General features: G+C 52.7%; 12 protein-coding genes. 7 read left to right on the top strand and 5 right to left on the bottom strand.

What is annotated here, in order from left to right; genetic code table 11:
- Positions 1–212 precede the first annotated feature (212 nt).
- The 3 genes from rpoD to IE076_RS09600 all read right to left on the bottom strand — a co-directional run bounded on the left by rpoD (position 213) and on the right by IE076_RS09600 (position 5,487).
- Entirely contained in the window at positions 213–2,339 is a 2,127-nt protein-coding gene (gene rpoD, locus IE076_RS09610; protein WP_189436568.1) for an RNA polymerase sigma factor RpoD, read from the bottom strand.
- 538 nt (positions 2,340–2,877) lie between these two features.
- Positions 2,878–4,845, bottom strand: a complete 1,968-nt coding sequence (gene dnaG / locus IE076_RS09605) for a DNA primase (protein WP_189436567.1) — start codon at positions 4,843–4,845, stop codon at positions 2,878–2,880.
- Positions 4,846–5,025: 180 nt separating this feature from the next.
- Positions 5,026–5,487, bottom strand: a complete 462-nt coding sequence (locus IE076_RS09600) for a GatB/YqeY domain-containing protein (protein WP_189436566.1) — start codon at positions 5,485–5,487, stop codon at positions 5,026–5,028.
- Positions 5,488–5,737: 250 nt separating this feature from the next.
- On the opposite strand from IE076_RS09600, the gene carA reads away from it, so the two are divergent.
- A complete protein-coding gene (gene carA / locus IE076_RS09595; protein WP_189436565.1) occupies positions 5,738–6,928 on the top strand; it encodes a glutamine-hydrolyzing carbamoyl-phosphate synthase small subunit in 1,191 nt (396 codons plus the stop codon).
- Positions 6,929–7,103: 175 nt separating this feature from the next.
- Here carA and IE076_RS09590 read toward each other — a convergent pair whose 3' ends face one another.
- Positions 7,104–7,553 carry a MerR family transcriptional regulator gene (locus tag IE076_RS09590; RefSeq protein ID WP_209008999.1) on the bottom strand — a complete coding sequence of 150 codons (450 nt, stop codon included), beginning with the start codon at positions 7,551–7,553 and terminating at the stop codon, positions 7,104–7,106.
- Between the two features lie 1,172 nt (positions 7,554–8,725).
- Here IE076_RS09590 and IE076_RS09585 point away from each other — a divergent pair.
- From IE076_RS09585 to IE076_RS09570, 4 genes are all read left to right on the top strand, one after another.
- Positions 8,726–8,977, top strand: coding sequence for a helix-turn-helix domain-containing protein (locus IE076_RS09585; RefSeq protein WP_189436563.1), 252 nt, complete (start codon positions 8,726–8,728; stop codon positions 8,975–8,977).
- Positions 8,978–9,139: 162 nt separating this feature from the next.
- The gene (gene carB, locus IE076_RS09580; protein ID WP_189436562.1) at positions 9,140–12,502 is read left to right on the top strand and encodes a carbamoyl-phosphate synthase large subunit; all 3,363 of its coding nucleotides are present in this window, start codon (positions 9,140–9,142) and stop codon (positions 12,500–12,502) included.
- A 95-nt stretch (positions 12,503–12,597) separates the two neighbouring features.
- Positions 12,598–13,071, top strand: coding sequence for a transcription elongation factor GreA (gene greA / locus IE076_RS09575; protein WP_189436561.1), 474 nt, complete (start codon positions 12,598–12,600; stop codon positions 13,069–13,071).
- 388 nt (positions 13,072–13,459) lie between these two features.
- Complete coding sequence (locus IE076_RS09570; protein ID WP_189436560.1) at positions 13,460–14,800, top strand: globin-coupled sensor protein; 1,341 nt, start codon at positions 13,460–13,462, stop codon at positions 14,798–14,800.
- 139 nt (positions 14,801–14,939) lie between these two features.
- Here IE076_RS09570 and IE076_RS09565 read toward each other — a convergent pair whose 3' ends face one another.
- On the bottom strand, positions 14,940–15,422 hold the full coding sequence (locus tag IE076_RS09565; protein WP_189436559.1) for an Lrp/AsnC family transcriptional regulator: 483 nt from the start codon (positions 15,420–15,422) through the stop codon (positions 14,940–14,942).
- Positions 15,423–15,583: 161 nt separating this feature from the next.
- On the opposite strand from IE076_RS09565, the gene IE076_RS09560 reads away from it, so the two are divergent.
- A complete protein-coding gene (locus IE076_RS09560; protein WP_189436558.1) occupies positions 15,584–16,543 on the top strand; it encodes a mitochondrial fission ELM1 family protein in 960 nt (319 codons plus the stop codon).
- A gap of 63 nt (positions 16,544–16,606) precedes the next feature.
- Positions 16,607–17,569 (top strand): thioredoxin-disulfide reductase, encoded by a 963-nt coding sequence (gene trxB, locus IE076_RS09555; RefSeq protein WP_189436557.1) that lies wholly within the window; start codon positions 16,607–16,609, stop codon positions 17,567–17,569.
- Positions 17,570–17,592 lie beyond the last annotated feature (23 nt).

Below are 17,592 nucleotides of genomic sequence, written 5' to 3'. Positions count from 1 at the left end.
ACCAGCTTACGCCATTAGCTCGGAATTGAACCACCTCAACAACCACAAGCGGCACACACGTTATACGCACGTTGCACACACATTCGCTTGAACCAAACGGCTCAATGGCGGCAACACACCTCGAAACAACGACATTGACGGGTAAACGTTCCAACAAAAAAGCCGGCCTCCCTACAGAGACCGGCTTCTTAATGCTTAACCAAAGCAGCAGCTTAGCTGTCCAGGAAGCTCCGCAGTTTGCGGGAGCGGCTTGGGTGCTTCAACTTACGCAGCGCCTTCGCTTCAATCTGACGAATACGCTCACGGGTAACGGAGAACTGCTGACCAACCTCTTCCAGAGTGTGGTCGGTGTTCATGCCGATACCAAAGCGCATGCGCAGAACACGCTCTTCACGAGGTGTCAGCGAGGCCAGAACGCGGGTCGTGGTCTCACGAAGGTTCGCCTGAATTGCCGCATCAATCGGCAGGATGGCGTTTTTATCCTCGATGAAATCACCCAGATGGCTGTCTTCCTCATCACCAATCGGTGTTTCAAGGGAGATAGGCTCCTTGGCGATCTTCAGCACCTTACGCACTTTCTCAAGCGGCATCTGCAGCTTTTCAGAAAGCTCTTCCGGGGTTGGCTCACGGCCAATTTCGTGAAGCATCTGACGAGAAGTACGAACGATCTTGTTGATCGTCTCGATCATGTGCACCGGAATACGGATGGTGCGCGCCTGATCCGCAATGGATCGGGTGATCGCCTGACGAATCCACCAGGTCGCATAGGTGGAGAACTTGTAACCGCGGCGGTATTCGAACTTGTCTACCGCCTTCATGAGGCCAATGTTACCTTCCTGAATCAGATCCAGGAACTGCAGGCCACGGTTGGTGTATTTCTTGGCAATGGAGATAACGAGACGTAGGTTCGCTTCCACCATTTCCTTCTTCGCGATACGCGCTTCGCGCTCACCCTTCTGCACCATGGAAACCAGAGTGCGGAATTCGGTGATCTCAAGGCCAGTTTCAGTCGCAAGCGCCTGAATCTCACCGCGCAGTTCGCGGATCATGTCGCCGTCATTGGTCACAAACTTTTTCCAGCCACGGCCAGAAAGGTTTGCCACCTTGCGAATCCAGTTCGGATCCAGCTCAGAACCCTGATAGTGCTTGATGAAGTCAGAACGGTTCACACCGTTACTGTCAGCAAGACGCAACAGGCGGCCTTCGTAACCCATCAGCATCTTGTTGATGCTGTAAAGCTGCTGAACCAGTGTCTCAATACGGTTTGCATTGAGGTGCAAGCTCTTCACTTCAACAATGATGTCTTCCTTGAGCTTCTTGTAACGACGCTCTTGGGACGGGGACAGGGTTTTGTTGGCCAGCTTGTTTTCAACCAGCTGATCCTGAAGCTTACGCAGCTTCTTGTAGTCCTCGGTGATCTTGTCAAAGATCTCAACGACCATCGGCTTCAGTTCTGCTTCCATCACGGAAAGAGAAACGTTTGCCTCATACTCGTCGTCATCATCGTCAGCGCTCTCGCCGTCAGCAGGAGCTTCACCCGGTGCGCCAGGAGTGGCGTCAGCTGGTGCGGCCGCAGCAGCAGCTGGTGCAGCACCATTGGACTTGCGCGCTTCTTCTTCTTTACGCTTGCGGGCTTCTTCTTTTTCCTTCGCGCGAACAGCCTCGGGAACTTCACCCTCGCCGGCTTCTTCCTGCTCGGTGAGATCATCGTCGGAAGGACCACCAGCGCCACCAGGGCCGGAGTAGGTCGCATCCAGATCAATAATGTCACGCAGCAGAACCTTGCCTTCAGCCAGCTCCTCACCCCAGATGATAATCGCCTGGAAGGTCAGCGGGCTCTCGCAAAGGCCAGAGATCATGGCCTCACGGCCAGCCTCAATACGCTTTGCAATGGCAATTTCGCCTTCGCGGGACAGCAGTTCAACCGTACCCATCTCGCGCAAGTACATACGCACCGGATCATCCGTACGATCGGTTGGCTCGCGCGTACTGGTCGTCTTGGCAACAGCGGTTGAAGAGGCAACAACCAGCTCACTGCTTTCTGCAGCAGCTGTTTCTTGCGCGCCTTCTTCCTCTTTGCCTTCTTCCGCATCTTCCGCCTCAACAACGTTGATGCCCATTTCAGAGAGAAGCGACATGGTGTCTTCAATCTGTTCAGAGCTCACCTGATCAGGAGGAAGAACTTCGTTCAGCTCGTCATAAGTGATGTAACCGCGTTTCTTAGCGGTCTTAATCATTTTCTTGACGGCGGCGACCGACAAATCCAAGAGAGGACCATCTTGTCCTTCTGCGCCTGCCGGTTCCTGCGTATCTTCAGCTTGTGTCGCCTTCGTCGCCATATTTTGCTCCAAAGTCGCTGGTCGTGCACCAGCGAACTATTGCGTTACGCAACCCATTGCCCCCGTGCATCAACTCACACAGGCGACATTTGAATCACATTTGACTTTGGGGTTTAACGCAAAGTCCCTTAAACCTGACTTAACCCTGGTATCAAAATGTTCTCACGGAATTAACAACCCAAAACACATTCAGGCAGGAGTGCTCACAGGCATTCCTACCGTTTTAGGCCGTCTCCGGCACATTCCAGGCATCGACAGCGCTGATTATCCGACTTTGATTTCGCCGCTCTAGTGACATCTAGGGTCTACGGGCGCTCGTATCGGCTGTCTGACTTAGTGTATGTAGCTCGCCTTTTGTGATTCGCAAGGGTGTTTCCGCCCGGTCAATCTGATTCTGGGGGATTTTGGACAGTTCATTAGCGGTTTTTTTGGATAACTTTGAAAAACAACAGATCTTTTTTCACAAATCCATCCTGATGTGACCGAGCATAACCCCGTGCAGGAAGCATGCAGATCAACCAAAATCCCTCAAATACGATCAGGCAGAAACCGAAGTCTTCGCAGAGGCACGCATTTTCACCGCTCGCTCTGCCAACTCCTGCTCATCACGCAAACACTCCTCGCGACGGCGCGACAAATCCTGCTTCAGAGCCTGAAAACGATGCCAGCTCTCTTCCGTCAGGTTTTCTTCCATTGCCCGTGTTTCATGTTCCAGTTCCCGCTCCAACATGCGTAGTTCAAGCATATCGGCATAGTTCAGGAACAGCATCTCCACAAAGTCCTCGGGCGGATCCTCTCTCAAAATCTGCAGGCGGTTGGTCAACGCATCCCAGCGGCGCAACGTGCTGGCCTTACCGTCATCACCTTCGCCCGTCGCACTTGCAATCGCTTCCTTAAGGATCTGATAGAACCGTTCATCCAGCTTGTTGTAGATCTGAGTTACAGCCCCCTCAGCAAGATCCGTCGCAATGCGCACCAGCGATGCCATGAACATGGAATGCAGCTCGTTGGAATAGGTCAGTTGCGAAATCCGCTCAAAGTGACGTTCAAACAGCTCTGGAAACATCAGGCACATGGTGCAGAAACTACGCTCCACCCCATACGCCGGTGTATCAGGTGCCTCCATAAGCGCCAGCGAAGCCCGGTCCGTGCTGTCGCCCTTCCCGTCACGCCAGCCGCCGCCATCTCGGCCACCGCCTGTTCCACGACGCCGCCGGCTCTCCTCATAAAACAGATTGGAGAGCTTTAGGCGCAGGTCCATCCGGTAGCGTTTTTGAACGCGCTCATCCTTGATGGTGCCAACCAGATCCTCAACCGCCTTTTCCAGTGCAGCCTTGCGCTCCGGCGTATCAATGCGCGCATGCTCGCTCTCACGGCGCCAAACCACCTCTGAAAGTGGCAGAGCTTTTTCGATCTCACCATGCATAGCAGCCGTGCCACCAGCATTGATTACATCATCCGGGTCCTGCCCATCCGGCAAAAACGCAAACTGGAATGACTTGCCACTTGTAAGAACCGGCAGAATTCGATCCACGGCCCGGTGCGCAGCGGAAATACCAGCCACATCACCGTCAAAACACACCACCGGCTCATCAGCGAACTTCCAAAGCCGCATGATCTGGTCTTCGGTGAAAGCCGTTCCCAGACTTGCAACAGTGCCTTTAATGCCCGCCTGCCACAAAGCAATGGCATCCATATAACCTTCGACCACAATCGCCTGCCCCGCTTCATAGGCAGGCTGACGCGCCCGGTGCGCGTTAAACAGCATGGTTCCTTTGTGGAAGATTGGTGTTTCCGGCGAATTCAGATACTTCGGCTGTCCATCAGGATCCATCGTGCGGCCACCAAACGCAACGGCCCTACCCCGATCATCATGGATCGGGATCATTAAACGATTGCGGAACCGGTCATAAGACGGGCGTCCATCCTCCGGCTTGATCAGAAGGCCAACCTCAATCAGCTCGGCTTCGGTGACATCCTTCGCCATCAAAGCCTTTTTCAGATTATCCCGCCCTGCAGGTGCAAACCCGAACTGAAACTCGTTGAGCGTCTCCGCGCTCAGGCCGCGACGCTGAACGTATTCCTGCGCCGAACGCCCCTCGGAAGATTGGAACATATGACGGAAATAACGCACCGCCATCTCGCAGACATCTGTCAGCGAATTACGCTTGGCTGCTCGTTTTGCCGCCTGCGGATCAGGCGCAGGCAGGGCGATTCCCGCCACACCGGCCAATTCTTCCACAGCTTCGGGAAAACTCAGGCCCTCTGTTTCCATCAAAAACTTGAAATGATCTCCACTTTCACCACAACCAAAACACTTGTAGCGGTTGCGCCGCTCATCAACATGGAAGCTTGGAGACTTCTCTGAATGGAAGGGACAACAGGCCCAATAATCACCCTTGCCGGGCTGAGATTTGCGTCGATCCCACGTTACACGTCGCCCCACCACGTCAGAAAGAGAGACGCGATTGCGAATGTCATCAAGGAAGAGCTGATCAAAACGCATGATATTCCAATTTGTAATTCTGCCGATAAGCAGCTGAGCCTAGCATTTTATACGCTTGAAGGGGCGGAGAAGCCAGCAAAACCCCCAATTTGCACTGGCTGACCTCAAAAATGCTTTAGGAAAAAAGAAAAGCCGCATCATGACGACACGGCGGACAAAAAATGCTTTAGAAGCAGGGATTTATTGCGGAGCACGCAACATCTGTTTCACCATGCAGCTGGCTTTTGCAAAGTCCATCTGGCCTGGGTAACGCTCTTTCAGCTCGGCCATACAACGGCCCATATCACGCAGTCCGCGCGCTTCCACACACTCGACAACTGTTTGACAAACAAGCTTCATTTCGTAATCGCTAAGCTGAGAAGGCAGGAATTCACGGATCATCTCCGCTTCCTCACGCTCCTGCACCGCAAGCTCCATTTTGCCATTGGCTTCGCAGTGCGTTGCTTCCTGCTCACGCTGCACCAGCATTGTGTGCAAAAGGTCCATCAGCTCTTCATCGCTGAGACCATCACGGCCTTGCTCACGAGCGGCCATATCACGGTCCATAATGGCTGCACTAATGAGGCGCAACGTAGCGGCACGTCTCTTATTATTGTCTTCTTGCGCAGCTTTCAGCGCATTCGCTATTTTGTCTCGCAACATACTAAAGGAACCCTGACGCGGAAACTTTAAGAGAGGCTTTTTAAATCTCGGATAATACGCCTCATCCGTGTGATTTAGGCTTATCTCCTATCTTTCTCGCTGCACTATTTCTACGCGAGTGATATTGACCAGAGGGACCCCTTCTCCTATGGTCCCGGCCTTGATGCGACTGTGACGCACCAAAGTCAAGTCCCTTCGGAGCGTTTCAGATGGACGCATATTGTCACCAACCGTATCAAGAAAGCAAGTGATGAAAGCTCAAGACGCGTGGTCTGCACCCAAACCTACCGCCCTCCTCGTACTCGCAGATGGCACTGTCATTGAAGGCCGAGGCGTTGGAGCTCTTGGAAAAGCGTCCGGCGAAGTCTGCTTCAATACGGCTATGACCGGGTATGAAGAGATTCTCACAGACCCTTCCTATGCAGGACAGATCATCACCTTCACATTCCCTCACATCGGCAATGTGGGCACCAATGAAGATGATATCGAAACTGTGCGTATGGAAGAGACCTCTGGTGTGCGTGGTGCGGTTTTGCGCACCGACATTACCTCCCCTTCCAACTACCGATCAGGCAACCATTTCGACGCTTGGCTCAAGGCACGCGGCATTGTCGGCCTGACTGGTGTGGACACCAGGGCCCTGACCGCTCTCATTCGCGAAAAAGGCATGCAGAACGCCGTCATCGCGCATAACCCTGAGGGTGAGTTCGATGTGGAAGCACTCAAGGCAGAAGCAGCTGGCCTCCCGGCTCTGGAAGGTCTGGATCTGGCAAAGACCGTCAGCACCCCAACCACTTATGAGTGGACCGAAACCACCTGGGAATGGCAAGAAGGCTTCGGCGCACAGGACAAACCTGCCCATCATGTGGTTGCGCTGGACTTTGGCGTAAAACGCAACATCCTTCGCCTTCTGGCAGAAGCCGGATGCCGCGTAACTGTTGTTCCTGCAACCACATCTGCTGAGGACATCCTCGCTCTCAAGCCAGACGGCGTGTTCCTGTCCAACGGTCCGGGTGACCCTGCAGCAACCGGTGAGTACGCGGTGCCGACCATCCGTACGTTGGTTGACGCTGGCATGCCGCTCTTCGGGATCTGCCTCGGTCACCAGATGCTTGCGCTAGCTCTGGGCGGAACCACCCAGAAAATGCATCAGGGCCACCACGGTGCGAACCATCCGGTGCACGACTACACCACAAACAAGGTTGAAATCACCAGCATGAACCACGGCTTCGCCGTAAGCGCTGGCAGCCTGCCGGACAACGTGGAAGAAACACACGTTTCCCTGTTCGACGGCACCAACTGTGGCCTGCGTGTAAAAGATGCCCCGGTCTTCTCCGTGCAGCATCACCCTGAAGCCTCTCCGGGCCCACAGGATAGCCACTACCTGTTCTCTCGCTTCATCGAGCAGATTGAGAACCACAAGGCAAAAGTAGCTGCCTGATCAAATCCGGTAGATAAAATCAAAGAAAGCGGGGTCAGCGACCCCGCTTTTTTACTGTGGGCTTCGCGAGCAGCCTTGGGTGGCAGACCGTGCAAAACCCTATTGTCCCAAGAGCTGGGCAACAAAAAACCCGGCACCAAGGGAGCCGGGTTCCATATCGTTATGCCAGAAGCACTTAAGCTGCTTCCGCCTGCAGCATGCCGCTGAGTGCCTGAGAGACACCGCGAACCTCTGCAATCTGCTCCTGAAGCGCTTGCTCCTGCTCCTGCAGCAGCTGCTCCTGAGCACCACAAATTTCCTGTAGTTCCTGGAGTTGCTCGGCACGAGGGGTGGAACCCTCAACGAGCTTGATGATGCGGCGAACTTCAGCCAGTGTCAGACCGATCTTCTTGGCCTGGAGAATGACACGCATGCGACTCACGTCACGGCTTCTGTAGAAGCGGCGCGCACCACGACGTACTGGATTAAGAAGTCCCTTCTCCTCATAGAAGCGAAGCGTCCGCAGGGTGACACTAAACAACTCTGACATTTCAGAGATTGCGAGCAGCTGACCGTCTCCATCGTCTTCACGAATAGGTCCGGCGATATCTGCAGCAACTTCTAGCTTGCTAGGAATACTGTTCATTTCCATTTGCCCGGTGGTTTGTATGTTAAACCCTTGAAGAGTTACAAAAGCTCATCATTTCAGCGCCCCACCCGGTGCCTCCATGAATTCCCCTAATAACTTTTGCGCCTCTCCACATGTGTATTAGCTCATGCAGTAGCATTTGATACCCATCCGCACTGCGGAACCTCCTTTGATGCCTATTAAAGCATCAACGAAGCTACCTCTCAGTGACGAACAAGTACCCCCACTTTCAAAGTCCTCAATGAATTCCATGATAATTCATATTGGACAATTGATAATCTACACAAGGAAAGTGATAAAATATAGCCCGACATCACAATTTTTACTTCGTAAAAACAACGTATACACTGAAGCTGCTTTCAACCTGACCCCTAAGTATTTATACTAGACAAGTATTGCAAAAAAATTCCGCAACCTATTTTTGGGTCATCATTGTTTTATTCTACTTCACCCGCCACATTTTCAAAGATGTTCCTGCGTTATCCGTCATATTTTACTTAAATTCCATCAAATACATATTATCTATAATATGTGAACTTGACCAAGAGAGAGTGGGAGAAACTATTATGACTTCTAACTACTCTGCTTCTCAAAATCTGCGCTAACTTTATTCTTTCTCATCAAAACAAAAATTAGCTGACAAAATGATCAGATCGCACATTTTTTAAACAGGATGTTCATTTTTTCGCGCTGCAAAAATAATAACTGCCGTCGCGGTCCATGGGAAAAATACGGCTTCTTGCCTGAATTACGGCAAAACAATGGCACAAAAAGCCAGCTCAAAATCCCTCGATTGAACGCATTGCACAATTACCCCACCCGACTCAGTCAGTGAAACCGCTTCAGCTTGTGCAAAGCAAAGCTATCCCGTTGCACCAATCCCCGCACCACGTTCGGGAGAGTCACCACTAACAGGCGTCTCTAAAAGATATCCACCTCGGCAGCACCACACTGGAACGCAAATACAGCCTTGCACAACCACATCACATTGCTCTTAGCGCTTGACCCTGTGACACCACCATCCTAAACGCACCGATCGCATCACATCCCGGCAAACAACCCGTTGAGCCGGCATATTGCATTCAGGTATATGCAATTGTACCAATGCAGATTATTATGCCCCAGTCTGTAGAATGAATTTTCAGTCTGGGAATCATTAGGTTAGTATCATGGAACCATCTCAGTTTCGGGCCTGGCGCAAGTCGATGGGCTACAAACAAAAAGAGGCCGCAGAACGTCTCGGCTTGAAAAAGCGAATGATTCAATATTACGAAAAAGGGGACCGGGACGGCAAACCGGTAGATATTCCCAAGTCTGTACGACTGGCTTGTTACGCCTTAAGTATCGGCATTGCAGACTTTGATGGCGCGAAAATCACAGAGACTTTGTCTTTAGCTGAACAAACTATCCATAAGTCTTGAGAAAAAAAACCGGATTATTTCGAAAAGAGCCGCTGTCTGGGGTTTATAATCGCTCCAATAGTTCATATAACGCACGCTCAGCCGACATACTTTCTACAGAAGGCACCACCAGAGCACCAATCGGGTGCACTGGTGCTTCAACGCGAGCATATGTGAGTCACCATGCCTAAACGCACTGACATCCAATCTATCATGATCATCGGGGCTGGACCCATCGTGATTGGCCAAGCCTGTGAGTTCGATTACTCCGGAACCCAGGCTTGTAAGGCACTGCGAGATGAGGGCTACCGAATTATCTTGGTGAACTCAAATCCGGCAACCATCATGACTGATCCGGATCTGGCTGACGCAACCTACATCGAGCCAATCACCGCAGACGCCGTTGAAAAGATCATCGCCAAGGAAAAGCCGGACGCACTCCTGCCAACCATGGGCGGACAGACCGCACTGAACTGCGCGCTGGAACTGGATCGCAGAGGTGTTCTGAAAAAACACGGTGTCGAGATGATCGGCGCGAAAGCCGATGTGATCGACAAGGCGGAAGACCGTGAGAAGTTCCGCGCGGCCATGGACAAAATTGGCCTGGAAAATCCACGCGCTGCCATCGCCTCCTCCCCTCCGATCCTTGACGAGGAAGGCAACATCACCGGATACGACCGTGGCGCAGGCTATGCTGAAGCCATGCGCCAGCTGGACACCATCGGTCTCCCGGCCATCATTCGCCCTGCCTTTACGCTCGGCGGCACCGGTGGCGGCGTGGCGTATAACCGTGAAGAGTTCGAACAGATTGTTCGCTCCGGTATTGATGCCTCTCCAAATGGTCAGGTGCTCATCGACGAAAGCTTGCTCGGCTGGAAAGAATACGAGATGGAAGTGGTTCGCGACACAGCGGACAACTGCATCATCATCTGTTCCATTGAGAACATCGACCCGATGGGTGTGCATACTGGTGATTCCATCACCGTCGCTCCTGCCCTCACCCTGACGGACAAAGAATACCAGATCATGCGGAACGCCTCCATTGCGGTTCTGCGTGAGATTGGCGTGGAAACCGGTGGCTCCAACGTTCAGTTCGCCGTCAACCCGGCTGACGGTCGTCTGGTTGTCATCGAGATGAACCCGCGTGTGTCCCGCTCTTCTGCCCTCGCCTCTAAGGCAACCGGCTTCCCGATTGCAAAGATCGCGGCAAAGCTGGCAGTAGGCTACACTCTCGACGAGTTGGAAAACGACATCACTGGCGGCGCAACACCAGCCTCCTTCGAACCAACCATCGACTACGTGGTCACTAAGATCCCACGCTTCGCATTCGAGAAGTTCCCGGGCTCTGAACAAACGCTGACCACAGCTATGAAGTCCGTTGGTGAAGTGATGGCCATTGGCCGGACCTTCAAGGAAAGTATGCAAAAAGCGCTGCGCGGTCTGGAAACCGGCCTTTCCGGCCTCGATCCAATCGAAGTGGACGGCCTTGGGCAAGGAGACGATTCCAACGCTATCCGCAAAGCATTGGCTATTCCGACCCCAACCCGCCTTCTGAACGTGGCTCAGGCGATGCGCTTCGGCACATCCGCCAAAGAAATCCACGACATCTGCAAAATCGATCCATGGTTCCTTGAGCAGATTCAGGAAATCGTGGAGATGGAACAAAAGATCGTCGAGCACGGCCTCCCAACCAACGCAGAAGCCATGCGCATGGTCAAAGCCATGGGCTTCTCCGACAGTCGCCTGTCAGTTTTGGCAGACACAACGGAAGACAAGGTTGCCGCCCTGCGCGCTGAGCTGGACGTCAAGCCAGTCTACAAGCGCATCGACACCTGCGCTGCTGAGTTCGCCTCACCAACTGCGTACATGTACTCCACCTACGAAACACCAACCGCTGGCCTGCCATCCTGTGAAGCACAGCCAAGCGAGCGTCAGAAGGTTGTTATTCTGGGTGGCGGTCCAAACCGTATCGGACAGGGCATCGAGTTTGACTACTGCTGCTGTCACGCCGCCTTCGCCTTGAAGGACGCTGGTTATGAAGCGATCATGGTCAACTGTAACCCGGAAACGGTTTCAACTGACTACGACACCTCTGATCGCCTGTACTTCGAGCCGCTCACCTCCGAGGACGTGCTGGAAATCCTGCGCCTTGAGCAGGCCAAGGGCACCCTCAAGGGCGTCATCGTCCAGTTCGGTGGCCAGACCCCACTGAAGCTGGCTCAGGCACTGGTTGAGGCCGGCATTCCGATCCTCGGCACGTCTCCTGACATGATTGACCTGGCAGAAGACCGTGACCGCTTCCTGCGCCTGCTGCACAAGATCGACCTGAAGCAGCCGGAAAATGGCATTGCCTACTCTGTGGAACAGGGTCGCCTGATTGCCAACCAGCTTGGCTTGCCACTGGTCGTTCGCCCGTCCTATGTGCTGGGTGGTCGTGCAATGCAGATCATTCGCGATGAAGAAGCACTCAACAACTACCTGCTCGGCACCCTGCCAGAGCTGGTTCCACATGACGTGCGCGCCAAGTATCCAAACGATAAGACCGGCCAGATCAACACCCTGCTCGGCACCAATCCGCTTCTGTTCGACCGTTATCTCGACGGCGCGATCGAAGTGGACGTGGATGCTCTGTGCGATGGTGAGGATGTCTTCATCTGTGGCATCATGGAGCACATCGAAGAAGCTGGTATCCACTCCGGCGACAGCGCATGTTCCCTACCAGCCTACACACTGAGTGACGAAACTCTGGCAGAACTGGAAGAGCAGGCACGCAAACTTGCCCTCGCTCTAAACGTTGTTGGCCTGATGAACGTTCAGTTCGCGATCAAGGACGGAGAGATCTACGTTCTGGAAGTGAACCCACGTGCATCAAGAACAGTCCCGTTCGTGGCAAAAACCATCGGTGAGCCAATCGCCAAGATTGCCGCCCGCGTGATGGCAGGTGAGAAGCTGGCAAGCTTTGACCTGAAGCCAAAGAAACTGGATCACGTGGCGGTCAAGGAAGCTGTCTTCCCGTTTGCCCGTTTCCCAGGCGTTGATACGGTCCTCGGCCCTGAAATGCGGTCAACTGGTGAAGTTATGGGTCTCGACACCGATTTCTCCGTCGCATTTGCAAAGTCACAGCTCGGCGGCGGAACAGTAATTCCGGAAGGTGGAACCGTCTTTATCTCCCTGAAGGACGCGGATAAACCGAAAATCCTTGAAACTGCTAGAAAAATCGTAGCATCCGGGTTTTCCATTATATCCACTGAGGGCACTCAAAGATACTTGGAAAACCAAGGCATACCATGCGCAAAGGTCAACAAGGTGCTTGAAGGGCGCCCTCATATCGTCGATGCTATCAAGAATGGTGAGGTTCAGCTGGTCTTCAATACAACCGAAGGCGCGCAGGCACTCTCCGACAGTCGGTCGCTTCGACAAGCTGCGCTGATGAACAAGGTTCCCTACTACACAACTGTGGCAGGTGCCGGAGCAGCAGCCCAAGGTATTGAAGCATTCCGGGCGAAATCGCTTGAAGTAAGATCTCTTCAATCTTACTTTGGCTAATATAGTTTATCAGGTCCGGGTTGGGGTTACTCAGCCCGGTCAGTTTTTTAGTGTGATGGGCCACACCACCACAAAGTTAGAAAGGTGTACGAGCCATGGAAAAGGTGCCAATGACTCCTGAAGGTTATGTGATGCTCACAGAAGAGCTGAAGCATCGCACGACCGAAGAACGTCCGCGCATTATTGCAGCCATTTCCGAAGCCCGTGCTCACGGTGATCTTTCAGAGAATGCGGAATATCACGCAGCGAAGGAACAACAGAGCCTCAATGAGGGCCGGATCAACGAACTGGAAGGCCTTCTGGGACTTGCAGAAGTCATCGATCTGACCAAACTCAATGGCGACACTGTCAAATTCGGCGCAACCGTATCTCTCATCGATGAGGATACAGAGGAAGAAAAGCAATACATGATCGTTGGCGATGTTGAAGCCGACGTGAAACGTGGCCGTATTTCTATCTCCTCCCCAATTGCGCGCGCACTCATCGGCAAGTCCGTTGGTGATAGCGTTGAAGTGACAGCACCAGGTGGCGCACGCGGCTACGAGATTACCGAAGTCCAATTCGGGTAATTTGATTGTAGAGCTGAATGCGCATCAGCAAGGCCCCTCCTTATCTGGGATAGCCTGCGATGCAAACTCGACAAAACATGATTTGAAGAAATAAGAGTGCCGCGCCAAGCGGCATTTTTTATACAACCTTAACGAGTTATCCACTCATTCAGGAACGCACACCGCATTTTTTTGATTGGTGAGTAGATCTGCACGAAACTTTGAATAATCGGCAGAAAACAGCGACATTATCGCATATCCCTCTGCGACACACACATCATTACCCAGCTGTTTCGCGCGTAAAAATACAATTGCAGGTAAACATTCTAATTTCAGTGTGAGCAAATCTACTTACTATTAATCCTTGTAAATGCAAATACTCTGACAAATTGACGGGAAATTTGCTGCCATGACAACCAATTCAAGCTCAGGCCTGAAAAACCAGCTCGGCTTTTTCAAGATCGACAGTCAGATCATAAAGACACTGTCAGAAATCTGGCCCATCGTTGAGGGCCATCTGCCACGGATACTAAGTGATTTTTACGACCACGTTCAGCGTGATCCCGAGCTGAAAAAGAAGGTTTCGAATAAGGTCGACTGGCTCAAGAAGGCGCAGGCCAGCCACTGGCAGATCCTGTTCACCGCCGGTTTCGACAGCTCCTACATCGAGCGCGTTGACCAGATTGGCAGCGCCCACGTCCATGCAGACCTGGCGCCGGATTGGTACATTGGTGGGTATACCTTCATACTTGAAGAGCTCACAAAAGTTCTCTCAAGCAAGATGCGTTTCTCTGCAAAGCGCCTGGCGCGAAGCCTGATCGCTCTGCAAAAAGCTGTCATGTTCGATATGGGACAGGCAGTCTCCGCCTACCATCGCCACTACATAGAAGAGCGCGACGAACGCACCAGCCAGCTAGAAACTGCCATCAACACATTCGAGCAAGCCATCAGCGAACGTATGCAGCAGACGCAGGAAGTCGGTACCCGCGTCGAGAACTCAGCGCTGACCTTACGCGAAACATCTGAGCAGAGCCAGATGGCAGCTGAGGCGGCAAACCAGTCAGCAGACCACACCGCGTCGGACGTTCAGTCCGGTGCTGCAGCCGTTGAAGAAATGTCCGCAAGCGTTGCCGAAATCGGGTCACAGGTCACCCGCTCCGCAGAAACAGCCCAGACTGTTTCCAAGGATGCAGAACGCACCAACAACACCGTCCTCGGCCTTCAGACAGCCACCAACGAGATTGGCGCTGTAACTGAACTCATCAGCGCTATTGCAGAACAGACCAACCTGCTCGCCCTCAACGCCACCATCGAGGCCGCCCGTGCCGGAGATGCAGGCCGCGGCTTTGCTGTTGTGGCAAGCGAGGTGAAAGACCTTGCCAGCCAGACCAGTCAGGCAACCGACGAGATCGCCTCCAAGATCAATGCAATCCAGAGCGAAACCCAGCGCTGCGTGGAAGAGATCTCAGCGATCTCGCAGAAGATTGAAGAAGTCAGCACCACAGCAACCGCAATCGCCGATTCAGTGGACCAGCAGTCCATCGCAACCAACGAGATCTCGCAAAGCATTCAGTCCGCCTCTCAAAACGCCAAGGGCGTAACCAACGAACTGACCAACATCCTCGCAACAGCAGACGAGTCCAAACGCGCAGTTGCCACAGCAACCTCGGCCGCAACAGAGCTCAGCAAGCAAAGTGAGGCCATGTCCGACGAAATCTCCCAGTTTTTCGTAAACATCCGCGGCATCTGACTTCCGCAACTAAACGCAAAGACACAAAAAAAACGGCCTTCCTACGCGAAGGCCGTTTGTAAATTCATTGAAGGTTCCTGTGCCGGGAACCTCTTTCCGAAACCTGGGAACCGGTCCTCGGATAAACTGCAGACAGTTTTTAAAAGTACTCAGGCTTATCAATCGGCACGTTTGGCTCATCCTTGATACGGCGGATGGTCAGTGCAGTGCGAACGTGATCCACATTCTTGGTGGAAGTCACATCCCGAATGATGAAGTTCTGGAAGGTTTCCAGGTCTTTAGCCGTACAGCGCATGATGAAGTCAACTTCACCGGACACCATGTAGCTTTCCCGAACCAGCGGCCATTCCTTGACTTGTGCCTCAAATGCGACAAGATCAGTCTCTGTTTGGTTATGCAGTCCAACCATCACGAAGGCGGTGACTTCATACCCCAGTTGTTTCTCATCAAGTAGAGTGCGGTAGCCGCGAATGAGACCTGCTTCTTCCAAGGCCCGAACCCTGCGCAAACATGGGGGCGCAGAAATTCCTACACGACGAGCCAGCTCCACATTGGTAATGCGGCCGTCTCCCTGCAGCTCCTTCAAAATTTGCCAGTCGATCGAATCCAGACGCGCTTTCAAGCTCGTCTCCTTTGCTTGTCCTATTGGATTAACAGTTAACCTGTTTTACAACACTGCCTAAAACACGAAGTCAGGCAAGATGCTAGTTTATTGCTTATTTGCGACAGACTATATCAACAAATAGCATTTTGCGGACACTTCCCGAAAGCTAGGGGAACAATATGTCGCAAAACCTGTGGGTTTTAACAGATGGCAAAATCGGAGACGTCGCTCAGTGCATCGGTGTCGCCGATGCATTAGGACTGCCCTACGAAATTCGAATAGTTACCCCCCGCAAGCTCTTCACTTATGCCATGCCCTGGGGACCCATTGATCCCAAAGATGCACCACATAAGCCAGAAAGCCCGCTTGCGCCACCCTATCCCGCTGTCGCGATAGCATCGGGGCGCAGAGCGGTGCCCTACTTACGCGCACTGAAGCGGCTTTCCAAGGGCAAGACCTTTACTGTTTTCCTGAAGGACCCAAAGATCAACAGCAAATTTGCTGATTTTATCTGGGCACCCGAACATGACAGCATTTCCGGCAAAAATATCTTGACAACGCTGACCGCGCCACATCGCTTTTCCGCACAAAAGCTGAGTGAAGCACGCGAGACGCCGCTGGACGAGATTGCATCCCTGCCAAAACCAAAGGCAGCCGTGCTGGTTGGCGGTAATTCCCGGCACCATACCTTCACGCCGGACAATATCAACACACTTGTCACTGCACTTAAAAGCCTGTCACACTCACATTCTTTGATGATTACCTGCTCGCGCCGCACCCCCAGAGAACTCTCAAGAGAGCTTTATGATCTGGGCGGAGCACATGGCAACCTGTTTTGGAATGGCAAAGGCGAAAACCCAATCATTCAGTACCTTGCAAACGCAGAAATCATCGTTGTTACAACGGACTCCACCAACATGGTGGGCGAAGCGGCAGCCACCGGAAAGCCTATTTATGGCTTCCGACCGACCGGTGCTCACAAAAAATTTGATAGGTTTTTATCAAAAATGGAGGATTTGGGAGTACTTCATCCCTTCCCCGGCGACATATTAGCACCTACTTATGAACCAATAGACGCTACACCGGATATTGCGGATGCCATATCCAAAGCGATTGAACAAAAGCAAGCAAGCGGATAGAACCCCTCCCTAACACAGCACTGGTACTATCCGATTGCGCACGAAATTTGAGGTTCTGAGGAAATGACTGTTAAGCACACCAAACTCTTGATCGTAGGATCCGGTCCTGCAGGCTACACCGCAGCGATCTACGGCGCGCGTGCAATGCTGGAACCGCTTCTGGTCACAGGTGTGCAGACCGGCGGTCAGCTGACCATCACCACCGACGTTGAAAACTACCCAGGCTTTGCCGATCCAATTCAGGGTCCTTGGCTTGTGGAAGAAATGCGCAAGCAGGCAGAAAACGTCGGCACCAAGATCGAATACGACACCATTTTGGAAGCTGACCTGTCCAAACGCCCGTTTGAGCTGAAAGGCGACAGCGGCACCATCTACACCGCAGATGCCCTCGTCATTGCAACCGGCGCACAGGCAAAATGGCTCGGCCTGCCATCCGAAGAGAAGTATCAGGCTGGCGGTGTGTCCGCATGTGCAACCTGTGACGGTTTCTTCTACCGTGGCAAGGAAGTTGTTGTGGTTGGCGGCGGCAACACCGCTGTTGAAGAAGCACTCTACCTGGCAAACATCGCAAGCAAGGTCACTCTGGTTCACCGCCGTGATGCGCTGCGCTCAGAGAAAATCCTTCAGGACCGCCTCTTCAAGAACGAGAAAATCAACGTGGTTTGGGACACTCAGGTTGAAGAAATTCTCGGCACCGAAGATCCAGCTGTTGTCACCGGTGTACGCCTGAAAAACCGCAAGACCGGTGAAGTCAGCGAGATGTCTACCCACGGTGTCTTCATCGCAATCGGACACGCACCATCGGTTGATCTTGTTAAAGATCAGGTCAAGATGAAAGAATCCGGTTACATTTGGACCGAAGCTGATTCAACTCAGACATCCATTCCCGGTGTATATGCCGCTGGCGACGTGACTGATGAACAGTACCGTCAGGCTGTAACAGCCGCAGGAATGGGCTGTATGGCTGCGCTGGAAGCAGAACGCTACCTGGCAGCTTTGGAAACTGAAGCCGAAGCAGCCGAATAAGAAACTGGGAAGATTGGGGGAAA

It is taken from the genome of Pseudovibrio japonicus, from assembly GCF_014651595.1.
In the GTDB taxonomy this organism is placed as follows: domain Bacteria; phylum Pseudomonadota; class Alphaproteobacteria; order Rhizobiales; family Stappiaceae; genus Pseudovibrio; species Pseudovibrio japonicus.
The sequence above is the reverse complement of the archived record's forward strand: the minus strand, read 5'-3'. Positions and strand labels throughout refer to the sequence as shown.

Bases quoted from the DNA above. Each gene is read 5' to 3' on its own strand.
- rpoD (WP_189436568.1), bottom strand. From the start codon at position 2,339: ATGGCGACGAAGGCGACACAAGCTGAAGATACGCAGGAACCGGCAGGC.
- dnaG (WP_189436567.1), bottom strand. From the start codon at position 4,845: ATGCGTTTTGATCAGCTCTTCCTTGATGACATTCGCAATCGCGTCTCT.
- IE076_RS09600 (WP_189436566.1), bottom strand. From the start codon at position 5,487: ATGTTGCGAGACAAAATAGCGAATGCGCTGAAAGCTGCGCAAGAAGAC.
- carA (WP_189436565.1), top strand. From the start codon at position 5,738: ATGAAAGCTCAAGACGCGTGGTCTGCACCCAAACCTACCGCCCTCCTC.
- IE076_RS09590 (WP_209008999.1), bottom strand. From the start codon at position 7,553: ATGAACAGTATTCCTAGCAAGCTAGAAGTTGCTGCAGATATCGCCGGA.
- IE076_RS09585 (WP_189436563.1), top strand. From the start codon at position 8,726: ATGGAACCATCTCAGTTTCGGGCCTGGCGCAAGTCGATGGGCTACAAA.
- carB (WP_189436562.1), top strand. From the start codon at position 9,140: ATGCCTAAACGCACTGACATCCAATCTATCATGATCATCGGGGCTGGA.
- greA (WP_189436561.1), top strand. From the start codon at position 12,598: ATGGAAAAGGTGCCAATGACTCCTGAAGGTTATGTGATGCTCACAGAA.
- IE076_RS09570 (WP_189436560.1), top strand. From the start codon at position 13,460: ATGACAACCAATTCAAGCTCAGGCCTGAAAAACCAGCTCGGCTTTTTC.
- IE076_RS09560 (WP_189436558.1), top strand. From the start codon at position 15,584: ATGTCGCAAAACCTGTGGGTTTTAACAGATGGCAAAATCGGAGACGTC.
- trxB (WP_189436557.1), top strand. From the start codon at position 16,607: ATGACTGTTAAGCACACCAAACTCTTGATCGTAGGATCCGGTCCTGCA.